The 16,295-nt window shown below is 35.6% G+C and carries 16 protein-coding genes; 8 read left to right on the top strand and 8 right to left on the bottom strand.

Going from position 1 to position 16,295, the window contains the following annotated elements; translation table 11 throughout:
- Positions 1 to 82: 82 nt before the first annotated feature.
- Positions 83 to 1,048 (bottom strand): GlxA family transcriptional regulator, encoded by a 966-nt coding sequence (locus OGZ34_RS08320; protein ID WP_263362722.1) that lies wholly within the window; start codon positions 1,046 to 1,048, stop codon positions 83 to 85.
- Positions 1,049 to 1,217: 169 nt separating this feature from the next.
- Here OGZ34_RS08320 and OGZ34_RS08325 point away from each other — a divergent pair, with 169 nt between their 5' ends.
- The 6 genes from OGZ34_RS08325 (at position 1,218) to serB (ending at position 4,970) form a co-directional block, all read left to right on the top strand.
- Complete coding sequence (locus OGZ34_RS08325) at positions 1,218 to 1,622, top strand: SRPBCC domain-containing protein (RefSeq protein ID WP_263362723.1); 405 nt, start codon at positions 1,218 to 1,220, stop codon at positions 1,620 to 1,622.
- A 53-nt stretch (positions 1,623 to 1,675) separates the two neighbouring features.
- Positions 1,676 to 2,080 (top strand): SRPBCC family protein, encoded by a 405-nt coding sequence (locus OGZ34_RS08330; RefSeq protein ID WP_173965464.1) that lies wholly within the window; start codon positions 1,676 to 1,678, stop codon positions 2,078 to 2,080.
- 91 nt (positions 2,081 to 2,171) lie between these two features.
- Positions 2,172 to 2,579: a VOC family protein gene (locus tag OGZ34_RS08335; RefSeq protein ID WP_263362724.1), complete on the top strand. Its 408-nt coding sequence runs from the start codon at positions 2,172 to 2,174 to the stop codon at positions 2,577 to 2,579.
- Position 2,580: 1 nt separating this feature from the next.
- On the top strand, positions 2,581 to 3,018 hold the full coding sequence (locus OGZ34_RS08340) for an SRPBCC family protein (RefSeq protein ID WP_173965466.1): 438 nt from the start codon (positions 2,581 to 2,583) through the stop codon (positions 3,016 to 3,018).
- Positions 3,019 to 3,049: 31 nt separating this feature from the next.
- Entirely contained in the window at positions 3,050 to 3,490 is a 441-nt protein-coding gene (locus OGZ34_RS08345; RefSeq protein WP_173965467.1) for a VOC family protein, read from the top strand.
- Positions 3,491 to 3,740: 250 nt separating this feature from the next.
- Positions 3,741 to 4,970, top strand: coding sequence for a phosphoserine phosphatase SerB (gene serB / locus OGZ34_RS08350; RefSeq protein WP_263362726.1), 1,230 nt, complete (start codon positions 3,741 to 3,743; stop codon positions 4,968 to 4,970).
- A 214-nt stretch (positions 4,971 to 5,184) separates the two neighbouring features.
- Here the strand turns inward: serB and OGZ34_RS08355 are convergent, their stop codons facing one another.
- Genes OGZ34_RS08355 through OGZ34_RS08370 form a run of 4 tightly spaced genes read right to left on the bottom strand, consistent with a single transcriptional unit; the run spans position 5,185 to position 8,217 of the window.
- On the bottom strand, positions 5,185 to 5,430 hold the full coding sequence (locus OGZ34_RS08355) for a redox-active disulfide protein 2 (RefSeq protein ID WP_263362727.1): 246 nt from the start codon (positions 5,428 to 5,430) through the stop codon (positions 5,185 to 5,187).
- Between the two features lie 45 nt (positions 5,431 to 5,475).
- A complete protein-coding gene (locus tag OGZ34_RS08360; RefSeq protein WP_263362728.1) occupies positions 5,476 to 6,066 on the bottom strand; it encodes a Zn-dependent protease in 591 nt (196 codons plus the stop codon).
- Positions 6,063 to 6,668 carry a hypothetical protein gene (locus OGZ34_RS08365; protein WP_263362729.1) on the bottom strand — a complete coding sequence of 202 codons (606 nt, stop codon included), beginning with the start codon at positions 6,666 to 6,668 and terminating at the stop codon, positions 6,063 to 6,065. The genes OGZ34_RS08360 and OGZ34_RS08365 overlap by 4 nt, the downstream gene beginning before the upstream one ends.
- Before the next feature lie 40 nt (positions 6,669 to 6,708).
- Positions 6,709 to 8,217 (bottom strand): GH3 auxin-responsive promoter family protein, encoded by a 1,509-nt coding sequence (locus OGZ34_RS08370; RefSeq protein ID WP_173965472.1) that lies wholly within the window; start codon positions 8,215 to 8,217, stop codon positions 6,709 to 6,711.
- A 249-nt stretch (positions 8,218 to 8,466) separates the two neighbouring features.
- On the opposite strand from OGZ34_RS08370, the gene OGZ34_RS08375 reads away from it, so the two are divergent.
- Positions 8,467 to 9,261: a DUF2797 domain-containing protein gene (locus OGZ34_RS08375; RefSeq protein ID WP_263362730.1), complete on the top strand. Its 795-nt coding sequence runs from the start codon at positions 8,467 to 8,469 to the stop codon at positions 9,259 to 9,261.
- A gap of 242 nt (positions 9,262 to 9,503) precedes the next feature.
- Positions 9,504 to 10,583, top strand: coding sequence for a glycosyltransferase family 9 protein (locus OGZ34_RS08380; RefSeq protein WP_263362731.1), 1,080 nt, complete (start codon positions 9,504 to 9,506; stop codon positions 10,581 to 10,583).
- 46 nt (positions 10,584 to 10,629) lie between these two features.
- On the opposite strand, the gene OGZ34_RS08385 is transcribed toward OGZ34_RS08380, so the two are convergent.
- From OGZ34_RS08385 to sppA, 3 genes are all read right to left on the bottom strand, one after another.
- Positions 10,630 to 13,224 (bottom strand): AsmA family protein, encoded by a 2,595-nt coding sequence (locus OGZ34_RS08385; protein WP_263362732.1) that lies wholly within the window; start codon positions 13,222 to 13,224, stop codon positions 10,630 to 10,632.
- A 174-nt stretch (positions 13,225 to 13,398) separates the two neighbouring features.
- Positions 13,399 to 14,346 carry an alpha/beta hydrolase gene (locus OGZ34_RS08390; RefSeq protein ID WP_263362733.1) on the bottom strand — a complete coding sequence of 316 codons (948 nt, stop codon included), beginning with the start codon at positions 14,344 to 14,346 and terminating at the stop codon, positions 13,399 to 13,401.
- Between the two features lie 13 nt (positions 14,347 to 14,359).
- Positions 14,360 to 16,117 carry a signal peptide peptidase SppA gene (gene sppA, locus OGZ34_RS08395; protein WP_263362734.1) on the bottom strand — a complete coding sequence of 586 codons (1,758 nt, stop codon included), beginning with the start codon at positions 16,115 to 16,117 and terminating at the stop codon, positions 14,360 to 14,362.
- Positions 16,118 to 16,295: the final 178 nt, after the last annotated feature.

The raw sequence follows: 16,295 nt of genomic DNA on the forward strand, positions 1-16,295 counted from the left end.
TGCGGTGTTCGCAGTAAAAGATATAGTGTAGAGCGGGACAACGGGTTGTTTTGAAAAATGATTTTTCTGCTCCTGAAAAAGATTACTGCACCCTAAACTTCTCCCGATACTCAATAGGTTTCATGCCCACCATTTTAAAAAATACTTTTCTAAAGGCTTTGGGATCATTGTAGCCTGTTTTCTCAATAATCTCAGAAATCGAAAGTTGGGTTTGTTCCAGATATTTTTTAGAGCTTTCCACTCTTATATTTTGCAAATACTCAATTGGCGGGATACCCGTAACTTGTTTGAAACGTCGCGTCATATTACGAGTGCTCGTAGGAATGTCTTTTGTAATTTCTTCTAGTTTTTCGATTGTATGGTATTGGCTTTCTATTTTTTGCTGCAGCATGGCAACTAAAGTATCATTGTGCAAATGATTTGGTCTAAAGGTGCTGAAATAACTCTGCTTGTATCGGTTTAGGTCGATCGAGAAAATCTTCGCAATTTGAACCGCAATTTCATTTCCACAGTATTTTTGAACTAGAAGAATCAGTAAATGAAAGGTTGAGGTAGAGCCTCCACTAGTGTATAAACTGCCATCTGCGGTTAAAGTTTCCTCGGGTTTTAATTTTACTAGCGGGAATGCTTTGGTAAAAGCGCTGCAGGCATCAACGTGTGTTGTGGCTAACTTTTCGTTGAGCAAACCCGAAGCTGCAAACAAAAAGGCACCGGTACAAAAACTGGCCAGTTCGGCTCCGGACTGGTGGTGTTTTTTCAGCCAGGGAATAAAGTTTTTGTTCTTTGCAATCATTTCGCTCATATTATCAGTAGTAAAAGCGGGGATCAAAATAAGTTCGAGGATTGTATTAGAATCTTCAATCGGATTAACCTTATACCCAAACAAATGTCCTTCATTGATTTGTTCTGCCGATTGAAATACCATAATATCAAAAGGCTTCTCGTTTTCTTTAGAGAGTTTATTAGCGGTTTCAAAAACTTCTAAAATGGCCGCAATACTTAGCAATTTATAGTCGTGCGGCACAATTAATCCTACTTTCTTAGTCATGATAGTACTTGTTTTTAGAAAAATGATAGTCTACAAAAGTAAGTATTTTGTCTTAAATGACCCTAAAAACGACTTTTAATGTAACTTAAAGCTAATCTTAAAAAATTAAATTTGCTTTAAATAATTTGTAATTTTATAAAGAAACATCTTTGATTTTAATAAATAAACAATGATAACAGTACAAAGCACCATTAATACAACTGTAAACAAAGCTTGGGAATTTTGGACAAAGCCGAAACACATAACAAAATGGAGTTTTGGTTCTCCAGACTGGCATACAACTTATGTTGAAAATGATTTGAGAGTTGGAGGTAAATTCAAATATACGATGGCTGCGAAAGACGGAACTGCAACTTTTGATTATGAAGGAGTTTACACTGGGGTAGAAACCTTTTTAGTAATAGAGTATAAACTATCCGATAACAGAATCGGAAGTGTTCATTTTGAAGAAAATGATGAAAAAGTAATTCTTACAGAAAAATTTCAACCTGAAACAGAAAATCCTGAAAACATGCAAAAGCAATGGTGTCAGGCCGTGATAGACTGTTTTAAAAACTATGTTGAAAATAACTAAATAAAAAACGGAACAAGAACCAATTTAAAAAGTATAACTAAAAAAGCAATAAAATGATAACAGTACAAAACACGATTAATGCATCAGTAGACAAAGTTTGGGAATTTTGGACGGCACCGGAACACATTACAAAATGGAATTTTGCTTCTCCGGACTGGCATACACCTCATGCTGAAAATGATCTGAGAGTAGGAGGGAAATTTTCATCGACTATGGCTGCAAAAGATGGTAGTATGAGTTTTGATTTTGGAGGCGAATACATTGTAGTAGAAAAAAATAAAGCAATTGAGTATGTTTTAGAAGATGGAAGAAAAGTAGAAATTACTTTTAAAGAAACAGCAAACGGGGTAGAGGTCATTGAAAGTTTTGATCCTGAAACGCAAAATCCGGAAGAAATGCAACGCGGTGGCTGGCAGGCGATCATGGATAATTTTAAAAGTTATACGGAGAGCAATTAGTTTTTTTAAGGTTCAAAGAGGCAAAGTGACAAAGTGACAAAGGCGCCGATTGACATCACAGAGAAAGAATTTAATTTTAAAAGCAGTAAGAATGACAAAGCAAATATGGCTGAATTTGCCAGTAAAAGAGGTGGCAAAATCAAAAGCTTTTTTTTCAAAAATAGGATTCTCTTTTAATGAAGAACACGATACAGCAAGTTCGACTTGCATGGTGGTTGGAGAAGGAAAATTTGTAGTGATGCTTTTTGAAGAAGCATTGTTTGCCAGTTTTTCTCAAAATAAACTTACCGATACCCAAACAAGTTCAGAAGTTTTGATCTCGATTGATGCCGAAAGTATTGCCGAGGTCAATGATCTGGCTCAAAAAGTTAAAGAGGCCGGAGGAACTGTTTTTGCTCCAGCAGCAGAAAGTCAGGGCTGGATGTACGGTTGCGGTTTTGCGGATTTAGACGGTCATCGTTGGAACGTATTATTTATGGATTTTAGTAAACTATCATAGTATGGAAACTTTAGAATTTAAAATTAGAATTAAAGCTCCGGTACAGAAAGTCTGGTCGGTTTTATGGAATGAGGAAACGTATAGGAAGTGGACAGGATCTTTTTGTGAAGGTTCATACGCAATAAGCGAATGGAATCAGGGGGATAAAATACATTTCTTGTCTCCAAATGGAGAAGGAATGAATAGTGTTATTGAAACGAAAATTCCAAATGAGTATATGGCTTTTAAACATATAGGCGAAATCAAAGACTTTCAAGAATTGCCTCTTGATGAAGAAACCAAAAAGTGGACAGGTGCCATGGAAACGTATCGATTAACAGCCGATGACGAATTTACCGATTTGGTTGCTCAGGTAGATGTAGTCGAAAAATACATCGATTATTTTAAAGAAGCCTTTCCTAAAGGACTGGAAACAGCCAAAGAACTTTCAGAACAATAAAAAACAAACAACAAACAAAAAAACAAATATCATGGCAACAGCAGTAAACCCTTATTTAATTTTTAACGGAAATTGTGAAGAAGCATTTCTATTTTATCAATCCGTTTTTGGAGGAGAATTTCCGTTTCTTGGAAGATTTAATGAAATGCCGGCAGGTGAAGAAGGATGTGGTCCGGTATCTGAAAAAGATGGCAACCGAATCATGCACGTTTCTTTGCCAATTGGTAATACAATCTTAATGGGAAGTGATAGCAGTGAACAATCAGGAGATGTAGTTTTTGGTGGGAATTTTTCAATCTCAATAAATGTTGACAGCGCAGCAGAAGGAGATCGAATTTTCAACGGACTCTCAGCAGGAGGAGCCGTTTTTATGCCAATGGCGAAAACCTTTTGGGGAGCTTATTTCGGAATGTTTAAAGATAAATTCGGTGTAAGCTGGATGGTAAACTTTGACGAAAATATGCAGGGTTAATAGATATCTTTAATTTTATCCACAACCAAAAAGATTTCAAGGATTCAGTATTCTGATCCTTGAAATCTTTGGTGAAAAAACAGTTCTGAGATTAAAAAAGTTAGGTTATTTTGATCCAGGAACATAATTGTTAAATTACTCCAAAAAGCACATTCTTAGGTGCTTTTTCTTTTTAAAAAACAATCAATATCTTTTTTTATCAACTTTAGATTGTCGATTTTTGTCACTTCGAAAAATCAATAAAGATAAAATGGTAACAGAAGATAAAGAGATTATTTTATTAAAAGTTTCAGGACATGATAAAATAGGAGTGACGGCAGGTTTGACTGCTGTATTGGCAACTTACGATGCTAATATTTTAGATATTGGTCAGGCCGATATTCATGATACACTTTCTCTGGGGATTTTATTTGAAATTCAGGCTGGTTCCTCCTCGGGCCCGGTTTTAAAAGACTTGCTGTTCAAAGCTTATGAGTTGGAAATTAAAGTAAAATTTATTCCGATCTCTATTGACGATTACGAAAAGTGGGTAAAATCACAGTCCAAACAGCGTTACATTATCAATATTCTGGGCGAAAAACTGACCGCTTCTCAGTTGGCTGCTGTGACTAAAATAATGTCAGACCAGCATCTGAACATTGATTCTATTATAAGATTAACAGGGAGAGCCTCTATTGTAGAAATAGAAGAATATCCGCGTTCCTGCATACAATTATCTGTGACCGGCGAAATTGTAGATAAGATCCATATGACGGCAAGTTTCATGGAGATTTCCAGAACTCTGGATGTCGATATTTCATTTCAGGAAGACAATATTTACAGAAGAAACAGACGTTTGGTTTGCTTCGATATGGACTCGACTTTAATTCAGACCGAAGTAATTGATGAACTGGCTGAGCTGAACGGAGTAGGAGATGAGGTTCGTGCTATCACTGAATCGGCAATGAATGGTGAGATTGATTTCAACGAAAGTTTCAAACAGCGTATGGCTTTGCTCGAAGGGCTAAGCGAAGATGTTTTGCAAAATGTTGCCCTCAATTTACCCATTACAAAAGGAGCGCATCGCTTGATGAAAGCCTTAAAATATTACGGATATAAAACGGCAATATTGTCTGGGGGATTCACCTATTTTGGAGAGTATTTACAGAAAGAATTGGGTATCGATTATGTTCATGCGAATCGATTGGAAATCAAAGACGGTAAGCTAACTGGTAAATACATAGGCGATATTGTAGACGGTCAGAAAAAAGCTGAATACCTTAAAGCAATCGCCGAAAAAGAAGGAATTCACATCAATCAGACCATAGCGGTCGGAGACGGTGCCAATGACTTACCAATGCTAAATTTAGCAGGTTTGGGAATTGCTTTTCACGCCAAACCAAAAGTAAAAGAAAACGCTGCAACCTCAATTTCAAGCCTGGGTCTTGACGGAGTTTTATATTTATTAGGATACCACGACAGGTACATCGATATGATGTAAACCTATCGTCAGGCTGAGCGAAGTCAAAGTCCTTTTACTCGACGGTTGAAATAAATCAAAAAAACCTTAGTTTTTATAAAAGCTAAGGTTTTTTTATGGGCATGTCCCGCTGAAAAAGCGGGTCGGGCTATACGCTTCAATCTTTTGTGCCGAACCCCAGCACAAAAGGATTTTCACTTCTATCCCTAATGCGATTCGGCAATAGTATTGGGTCTTATTTTTCTCTGGATTTTAATTCAGTTTTAATGTCTTTGAAAGTCTTAAAAATTAAGAGAAGTAGTGGCAGTAAGGCAATAGGAACAATTTGAATAGCACTAAATCCTTTTAAAAATACAAGGTAGATGTTAGCGATAAGTAATAAAAGAAAAATTACGGCAAATGCATACGCGGCTGATTTTGATATTTTTTCGCTTTTACGTAACTCTTCAGTAGTCATTTCACTAAATTTTTTGTTGCTCATTTTATTTTGGTTTTTGGTTAATTCGGAAGTTTGTATGGTGAGTTATCAGGTGGTAAGATTACTTAGGTTCCACCCTTTTTCAATTAAATAGTTTTTACATTTTAAGCAAAAGGCGTTTTCTTTATCTAAATGATTTTTTCCTTCAGCATCCCTCATTAAACATGTTTTTACCGGACAATGAGGCAAACCTTCGGTATGACCCAGCTCATGTAAAACAAGCTTATAGAATTGTGCTTCTTTGTTTCTTTTGCTCAGTCTAAAATCAGAAACCACGCAGGATTTGCCTGGATGATAGCCCAGTCCCATAACGCCCCAATCTTTGTTTTTACCTTTGGTAACGCTAATGTCGCTGTTGGATAAACCCACGATTACAGAATCTTTACTCACATTATCTTTGATGGTTTTAATAATAGTGTCGGCACGATACCTGTTTCTGGCCGGGTAAAATGCATTTTCCGGGAAGGGAATGTTGGCTCTTAAAACAACATTAGGGTTAATCGTTTGTATTTTATGATAAACATTTTTTGCCTGCTCTGTTTTGAAATCCCCCAAAGGTTGGAGAACAATTATTTTTGAATGCTGTTCTTTGGTACAGGAAACGAGAATAAACAGTAAAATCAAAAGTGAACTTTTCATTTTGCAGATTTGAAGTTTGTTAACTCAATATTTTTAATAGATCCGAGAGGAGCAATTTTGATCGCATTATTTTTCGGAGTCAGATAAAAATAATAAGCGCTATTTACATCTATCAAAAAAATGGCTTCGGTTTCGCCTGTGTTAAAGGTAAGTTTTTGCTCGTATTTCAGTTTATTAAGCCTGATTTTCTCTGCAATTTTATGACCTTCGCCAATTCCCAAACCAAGAAAAAAACTAAGCAATCCAATTCCAATAGAAACTAGAAAAAAATGTTTTAGCTTGCTCTTGATCTCTAGGTCTGAAAATTTATCGCCATCCGGTTTAGTGCCGATTAATTTTTTTGCCCAGCTTTTGTTGCGATCCTTGTAGCACAAACTCAGAAAAACTAAGATAAGAACGGCGAAAACAATTAGACTTAAAATGATAATCGGATTTGCAGTTAGATCAGCAATGGGGCTGATCAGAATATCCATAATGGTTGAATATTTCAGAATGTTTATTTTCAATTGGAAAAAGAAAACACATTCTTTTAAAATTCCCAGCACGACAAGAAACAGATAACCTATTGGAATTAAATTCTGAATTTTTTCTGTTGATCCCATTCTAACTAACGTGGTATTTCATTAAAGTTTTTATAAAAAACTACATTTCTTTCAATTGCTCCAAATAATCCCTCTGATTCGAAAGCCTTGGAATCTTATGCTGTCCGCCTAATTTGTCACGCTCTTTTAGCCAGTCGTAAAACAAGTTCTCACGTGCCACATTAATCACCAAAGGATTTAAAGTCATATTGTTGTGACGTTTGGCTTCGTAATCAGAATTTAAAGTTTGTAGTGTTTCATCCAATACTTTTTGAAAAAGTCCCACATCAGCAGGTTTTTTCTTGAATTCGATCATCCATTCGTGAGCTCCTTTTTCCTTGTCCTGCATAAAAATAGGCGCAACGGTATAATCGATCACTTCGGTGTGCGTCAGTTGACAGGCTTTGGCAATGGCCTGATCGGTATTTTCGACCATTAGTTCTTCTCCGAAAACATTAATATGATGTTTGGTTCTTCCTGTTACTCTGATTCGATACGGATTCAAAGAAGTAAAACGAACGGTATCTCCAATCAAATAGCGCCATAAACCGGAATTTGTGGTAATGACAATCGCATAGTTTTTATTCAATTCAACATCGGCCAAACGGATTACTTTTTGATTCGGAGTTCCGAATGTATCCATTGATATGAATTCGTAGAAAATACCATAATCCAGCATCAACAGTAAATCGCTCGAATTGTTTAAATCCTGAATAGCAAAAAAGCCTTCCGACGCATTATAGATTTCGTAGTACCTGAAATCTTTGCTTGGTAGAATTTTTTTATATTGTTCTTTATACGGAGAAAAACTTACGCCTCCGTGAAAATAAACTTCCAGATTTGGCCAAATATCCAAAAGACTTTCCTTTCCTGTATTTTCTAAAACTTTGTTCATTAAAACGAGCATCCACGACGGAACGCCTGCAAAACTGGTTACATTTTCGTTTTTCGTTTCATTTATAATCGCAGCAATTTTGGATTCCCACTCGCTCATCAGCGAAGTTTTACTGCTTGGAGTACTGCTAAATTCAGCCCAAATAGGCATGTTTTCAATCAAAATGGCAGATAAATCACCAAAGAAAGTATTGTTGTTTTCGTAGATCTGTGAACTTCCACCCAGACGAAGACTTTTGCCCAGAAACAATTCCGAATCCTCATTGTTGTTGAGGTACAGACAAAGTAAATCTTTACTCCCTTTATAATGACAATCCTCTAGGGCCTCATTACTCACAGGAATAAATTTACTTTTTGCATTTGTAGTTCCGCTCGATTTAGCAAACCATTTTATAGGAGTTTCCCAAAATACATTTTGTTCCCCTTGTCGGGTACGTTCAATCAAAGGTTGAAGCTCTTCGTAGGTAGCAATTGGCACCCTTTCGGCAAAAGTTTGATAGGAATTGATCGACTCAAAATCATACTGTTTCCCTATAATAGTATTTTCTGAAGCTGTCAATAAATTGTGCAGCAGCTCTTCCTGAACTTCATTCGGATATTTTAGAAAAAGTTCTATTTGATGTATCCTTTGTTTTAGGACCCAAGAAGCAAAAGAGTTGATTATTGATAAGGGCATGAGTGAAATTTATATTTTAGATTGCTGATTGTAGATTTTAGATTTTACAATTCGCGTAAAATCAGGAACCTTAAAATTTGAATATCGAAAGACAAATACTAACTTTGCCGTTGTATCAAAAATAGTGTTTTTTTGTAAAAAATAACATTCTATTTTTATTAAACATTCCGGTTCAGCTGAATTTTAATTCTTAAAATTCAGAATTCAGGCAGGCAAATCTAAAATCTACAATCAGCAATCTCAATTCTAATGACATATCAAGGCGTACTTACAAAAATGCAAACTGAAATAGGGGCTCCAATTCAGTATTATTTGGTTTTCGAAGACAGTTTTCTAAACATGAATCAATTACTAAACAAGGAAATTGAGATCAGTTTTGTGGGATTTGAATGTCTGAACTGCCATAAGAAGAAAAAGATCTACCGACAAGGGTTTTGCTACGAATGCTTTTATTCGAGCCCTGCTGTTGGTGATTGGATTATGCGTCCGGAACTGAGTACGGCGCATCTGGGAATTGCAGACCGGGATTTGGAGTACGAACAAAAAGTACAGCTTCAGCCTCACGTTGTTTATCTGGCTTTGGCAAGTGAGGTAAAAGTTGGGGTAACTCGTAAAACTCAGGTGCCAACACGCTGGATCGATCAGGGAGCAACTCAGGCCATTGCGATTGTTGAAGTTCCAAACCGATATTTGGCCGGAATTACAGAGGTCGCACTAAAAGACCATTATACCGACAAAACAAACTGGAGAAAGATGCTTCAGAATACAGGGGAAAGTTTTGACCTGCTTGCCGAGAAAGCAAAAGTGGAAAGCTTAATTCCGGCAGAAGTACAGGAATATTTTTATTCGCAAAAGAATGATTTGTATGAACTGCACTATCCGGTTTTAAATTATCCGACCAAAGTAACAAGTCTGAATCTGGATAAAACCCCAACTTTTCAGGGTAAATTGACCGGAATTAAGGGGCAGTATTTAATCTTTGAGAACGGAACTGTTTTTAATGTAAGAGGTTCGGAAGGTTATGTGGTTAGTATTGCAGTTTAACATTTAAAGGAAGAAAAGCACTTTGTAAGGAATTGTTTATTAGTGTTTTAGTGTATTTATAATACAGTTTTAGTAAAATTGTAATTTGAATGTTGAAACATTTGATTACAATTTTATAATAATTATTTATTAGAAGATTTTAATTTTAAATCTAAAGAGAACCTAGTTTAGCAAAAAGCGAAATGAAAGTTTTTTTTTGAATTTCCAAGGACAAATATTTAATTAATAAATGAATTATAAAGATGAGTGTTTTAAAACGAATAAATGTGGTCAGGCGCAGCGTAATGCACCGTCTCACTAAGAACATTGGAAAGCCAAGATCAGAGCAGCATATTGTTTTAGTGGATAAAACAGAAATTAGGCGGGTCCTGATTTGCAGGCCAAATGCCAGACTCGGAAACTTATTATTGATTACGCCGCTTGTTCAGGAAGTCAACGATATGTTTCCAAATTGTAAAGTCGATTTGTTTGTTAAGGGAGCTTTAGCTCTGGTAATTTTTGGAAATTATCAAAATATTAATAAAGTAATCGGTTTGCCTAAAAAACCATTCAAAAGCTTATTGGAATACCTGAATGTCTGGATTTCAATAAAAACACAAAAATACGATGTTGCGATCAACGTAGATCAAAACTCTTCTTCAGGACGTTTAGCAGTCCAGTTCTCTAATGCTAAATATAAATTCTACGGAGATTCAAACGATGAATCTCAACTTCTAAAAAAAGACTACGATCATATTGCGAAATATCCTGTTTATAACTTCCGACATTATTTAACGAAACTTGGATTAGCAAAAAGTAATAAAATAATAGCCCCGATTGACCTTAGATTGTCTTCTTCTGAAATTGTCGAAGGAAAGAAAATCTTAAATGATTTAGTACAAAACTGTAAAAGAACAATTTGTATTTTTACTTATGCAACAGGCGCAAAATGCTTGTCAGAGGAGTGGTGGGAGAACTTCTACGCACAACTAAAGGAAGAATATAAAGATTATAATATTATTGAAATTCTGCCAGTAGAAAATGTTTCGCAGATTGCATTTCAGGCCCCAACATTTTACAGCAAGGATATCCGCGAAATAGGATCTGTAATTGCCAATGCCGACTTGTTTATTGGAGCTGATAGCGGAATTATGCATTTGGCCAGCGCAGTGCAGACTCCAACGATTGGGCTTTTCTCGGTCTCTAACCTTAAAAAATACGAACCTTACGACAATTGCAGCATCGGAATAGATATTAATTTACACACTAAAAAGGATTATGTGAAAATCATAAACTCCATCCTGAATAATGGGAAAGTTAGTGGTATCCGACAAGCAATTTAAAAATATAAGAACAACAAAAAAGGCATCCGTAGATGCCTTTTTTTCTTTAGTTTTTCTTCTTAAACAAGCCATTGATTAAGTCACTGGCTTTTTTAGTAACTTCCTGAGTTTTCTGCTCTTTTTCGGTTGCAGCTGCTTTTGTGGTGTCTTTTGCCTTTGTATTTTTATTGATAAAATCATTAAGGGCCGAAGTTCCTTTTTGAGTCAGTTTGTCTCTTTGTTGATTCGCAACTTGTGTCGCCAGACTCGTCACTGCGCTTTTCATATCCGTTGTTATTTTTGGATTCGAAAAATTACCGCTAACAATAGCATTTATCGGAATGTTTTGCAGTTTTGCAGCATCCGCAGGAGACATTTTTGCCAGAAAAGCATTGGCTTCATTTCCTAAATATTTTGCAGGAACGTCTAATTTTAAATTGTAATTCATCGTTTGGTCAAAACCGTGCGTACCGCCAACTGTAATCTTAATGTCCTGATATTTGATGTCAAATGGTTTTACACTCACTTTTCCGTTATCAAACGTTAAGGCTGCTTTAATATCATTCAGATTTATTTTATTAGGATCAATAAATTTCAGGTTTGAAGTTAAGGCATTTAAAACCGTTGAGTTTTTAGAATTTACAGTAGTCGAAAGCAACTGACCAATCAAATCTCCTGAAATCGATTTTAAGTCCGGAGTTAATTCTTTGTCGTCTAAGTTTCCGTTTAATTTTATAGTCGAATTTAGTTTTCCGTTGATGATTCCGGCCAAAGGAGCAATCTTTTTCATCATGTCTAATTGCGTAAAAGTTTGCGCAATATCCACCTGATTGAAACCTAAATTCATATCAAAAGTAGGCACCTTTGTTTTGGTAGAAACAGCTCCGTTAAGACCAATTGTTCCTCCAAAAATCGATGTTTTAAAGTTTTCCAAAGTTGCTTTTTCATCCTTCACAATCAACCTGCCCGAAACGTCTTTTAGTTTTAGATTGTCGTATAAAACCGTAGTGGCTTTGGCATTTAAAGTACAATTTAAAAAAGCAGGAATCTTCATAGCCTCAGATGGTTTTGCAGCCGTTTTCTCTGTTGCAGCCGTTCTCGAAGTCATAAAATCATCAACCGCTAACTGGTTTGAACTCATATTGAAATTTCCTCTCAGCTCTTGTTTTTTGAACATAAAACCATAGAAGTTTTCCAGTACACCATTAATACTTAAGTCACTTTTTCCGGTCGTAGCGTCAAATTTCTTCAGGTTTATAGTACTCGGATTAAACTCAACCAATGCCGTGCTAATGTTCATCGATTTGTTGTTCTCGTCCGTATATTTAAATCCTGACAAACTCATTGTTCCAGAGTTTTTAATATTCTGATATTGGCTTTTTTCAACAGAAGCCATATCAAATTGTGTGGTAACATCGGCTTTTAAAATACCTGCAAGGGGTTTGTCCATTTTAATTGGGTACGCTTTAGAAAGATTCGACAGGTTGATCGTCCCTTTTAAAGCTGCGTTCACCATAGGATTTTGTGTGATGTTTTTGATGTTGGCTTTGGCGTTAAAAACATCCTGATCAATTCGGAAGGAGAGTTTATCCAGATTTACATAAGTATCATTCAGAATCCCTGTTTCGTTGATGATTTTCGTATCAATTACAATATTCTGAACCGACTTTGGCAGGTTTGGATATTGAAACGAAGCATTGTTTGAAGCAATCGCAATATTAAATTTAGGAACCGTAGTATCCGTCAGTTCCCCTTTAGCAAAACCGGCAACTGTAAAATCTCCGGTAGTCTTTACACCATCCAGACTTGCGGCGTAAGCCGAAGGGATCAGTCCTAAGAAGTTTGTAAAAGCCGAAGTGGGAGTCTTAAACTTTAGATCATAAATCTGTCCGGCATCTGCCATCTGAATAAATCCGTCAAACTCTAAAGGCAGCTGATTGATTAAAGCTTTATTCTCTTTAAAGGTATATTTGCTTTTATCAAGGTCAATTCCTAAGACAGCGTCTAAAGTCAGTTTTACATTTTTCATGTAATTGATTTTATCCATATCCAAAGAAACGTTGGCGGTAGACTTTGTGGTCAAATCTAATTTTGAGTTGGTAAAATCACCTGTTCCTTCATGGTTTAGGCTGTCAATTACCATTTTTATTTTAGATCTCTGATCAATATACCTGAAAGTAAATTGTTCAATTTTATAATTTTGAATTTTCAGCGAAAGCGGCTTACTTTTATCGTCTTTCACTTCTTTTTCTTTGTTTTTTAGGGCAATATCAAAATTGCCAACACCATCTTTGTTAAAAATAATATTAATCAGACCATTTGTAGAACTGACTCCCTGTATGTTTAAAGGTTCGTCTTTTCCTTTAAAAAGCTCTTTGATACTCATCTTTAAATTCAGCTCGCCTAATGAAACCAAAGTGTCTCCTTCGAAAGGAGCTTTGTTGATAATCACCAGTTTTTCGATTCCCACTGTGGCGTTCGGAAAGTTTCTAAACAAACTTAAATCGGCATCTGTAAAACTTACTTTCGCATCAACGCTTTCGTTAATAGCTTCTGAAATTTTGGCTTTTATTTGATCTTTAAAGAAATACGGAATGGCAAATAAGGCCGCTACTAGGACCACAAGAACTATGGCTGTTATTTTTAAAACTTTCTTTAACATATAAATAAATTGAGGGGTTAAATTGCTAACTGATTGCTGCAAAAATAGTTTTTTTTGGTGGAGTTCGTATATAAAGTTTTTGTAAAACATAAGAGTATACTCCTGTTTCTTAAAAAACAAAAAACCGTCTGAATTATATATTCAAACGGTTTTTTAAGCTTTTTATGATTGGAATTATTTTTTAATGAAAGAAATAATCTTATCGATCATGATTTCTGAGACAGGTAAACTTTCGTTTTTATAACTTTCGAGATTGGTGTGATGGTCTCCGTCGACAATTTTCATGATATGATTCATTTTATCAATGATCAGGAGTTCCGCATTTTTATTGGCCTGTGATAGAAGCTCAGCATCTTTTACGGTTACTTGTAAATCCTGATTTCCCTGAACGATTAAAATAGGAATGTTTAACTTTTTGATTTCGGTTTTCGGATCGTATTTAAACCATGAAATTAAATAGGGCTGAATGCTTGGTCTAAAAAGAGAATTCAGCATTGGATCTACTTTGTTCACAGTATGGCCACTTTTTAGGCTATCAATAATAGGGAAAGTCATTTCCTCTATTTGTTTATTTGATTTAGAGGCGATTTGTGTTTTGATTAACTTGTCAGCAGATTCTCCCGCCCCCGCAATGGAGATAAATTTATTAGCTTTTGCTCCGGCAATCATTCCAATTAAGGAACCTTCGCTGTGTCCGATTACAATAATCTGAGAGAAGCGAAGGTCTTGCTTTAACAAATTGATCCAGCTTTTGGCATCTTCAGTGTAATTCTCAAATACAAGAGTTTGCTCTGAAATGGCTGATGGTTTGCTTTCCCCAATTCCTCTTTTATCGTATCGCAATGAGGCAATTCCGTTTTTTGCCAGGGCTTCTGCCAGCATTTTCAGAGAATTGTTTTTCATCATCGGATTATTTCCGTTGCGATCCGTAGGACCCGAACCCGAAATGATTAAGGCTACCGGGCATTTTGTTTTCAAATCAGGCATTGTTAACGTACCAAAAAGCTGATCGATGTTGATTTTTAAAACAATCGGTGTTTCTGTAAAAGGAACTTGCGTTTTATTTTGAGCATCTACAAAATTCAAAAACAAAAGAGCAGCAAGCACAAATAATTTTTTCATTTTTAAAATGGAATTATTTAATATTTATTCCAAAAGGAAGCATCGCCTGAACACCTTTTTGTTGCTGAAGCTTTTTTACCTGCTCGATAAGCATATAGTTTTCTTCTCCAATTTCTTCCTTAATAAAAGCTTCTTTTGATTGTGCAAAAGGCAAACTTGAAAGAAGGTCGTTGAATGTTTTTTCGTATTCAGGATAGTTTTGTGTACTATACGTTTTGATTTTGGCAATTTTCGCAGCTTCAGCAATCGCATCATTCAAACCTCCGATTTGATCCACTAATCCAATTTTTAATGCTTCACTCCCTGACCAGACTCTTCCTTGTGCGATAGCATCTACCTGAGCAAACGTCATTTTTCGGCCTTCTGCCACATGTGTTACAAAAGTGTTGTAAATGTGTTCTACACCTTCTAAAGTAAAGGCTTTAAATTTTTCGTCAACAGGTACAAACGGACTGTAATTTGCTGAGTTTTCATGTGTTTTTACCTGCTCAGTGTTTATTCCCAGTTTATTGGCTAAAGGACTAAAATTTGGCAGTATTCCAAAAACACCTATAGAACCTGTAATAGTATTGCTTTCTGCAAAAATTTTGTTAGCGTTACAGGCAATATAATAACCTCCCGATGCGGCATAATTCCCCATAGAAACAACAATCGGTTTTACTTTTTTGGTAATCTCAATTTCTCTCCAAATCAGATCAGAAGTTAAGGCGCTTCCTCCTGGACTGTCGATTCTTAAAACGATTGCTTTTACATCTTCATTTTTACGGGCTTCCTGCAAAGAACGTCTCATAGAACCTTCACCAATTACAGTAACATCTCCTTCACCGCCTTGTATTTCGCCCTGAGCATAAATAATAGCAATCTGGTCGGTTGCGGTATTGGTCAAAGCAGTTGTAATGTTATTTTGAGTATAATCTAAAATAGAAATCTTGTTGTAATCGTCATCTCCCTTAACTTTAAGGGCTTTTTTGATTGCATTATGGTAAACGTCCTCATAAGCAATAATATCTACCAGATGTTGAGCTTTTGCCATTTCCGGAGTTCTCGCTAATAAACCATTGGCGATTTCATTTAGTTTAGGGAGCGGAATATTTCTGCTTTTTGAAATATCAGTCGAAACAGTAGTCCAGATTGAGTTTAAAAGTGCGGTTACTTGTTCTCTGTTGGCATCACTCATCTTATTTTCAAGAAAAGGCTCAACAGCACTTTTATACTTTCCGTGACGAATTACTTCCATATGAATGCCTGATTTATCTTGAAAATCTTTGAAAAACATCACCTCAGACGAAAGACCTTTAAAGTCTAAATCACCTGCTGGATTCAAATAAATAGTATTAGCTACAGAATTCAGGTAATATTCTTTTTGGGAGTAGGTATTGGCATAAGCCCAGACAAATTTCCCTGATTTTTTGAAACCTTCAAGCGCGTTTCTCAAATCTTTATATTGTGCCAGACCTAAAGAAGATTCATCGTTTAAAATAGAAATCCCCTTAATATTATCATCTGTTTTTGCAGCTTCGATGGCATTAATCACATCTGTTAGGCCGATGCCTTTTTTATCCGAGAAAACAGTTACCCAAGGGTCTTTGTATTTTCCCGCATAATCGTTTTGAATTTGTTTTAAGTTTAATTCTATTACAGAATCACTTTTGACAGAAACGGCGTCGTCTCCTCCAAAAATTGCTCCAAGGAGAATTACTCCAAAAAAGAAGAGGATAATAAACACAAAAATTCCAATAACGGTGGCTATTATATTTCCTAAAAACTTCATAAGTGTATTTTTTTAATAAGTATCGAAAAAGGTTGGTTTGTTACAAAAGTAAACTAAAAACAAATTAATTCGAATACAGGATTTGATGAAATATCTGTAACTGCCATGTTTTGCGGCATTAAATTAAAGATAAGATATTTAGTAAGATAAATATTGTTTGAACTTAGAATATTTTATA

Source organism: Flavobacterium collinsii (genome assembly GCF_946903285.1).
In the GTDB taxonomy this organism is placed as follows: Bacteria; Bacteroidota; Bacteroidia; order Flavobacteriales; family Flavobacteriaceae; genus Flavobacterium; species Flavobacterium collinsii.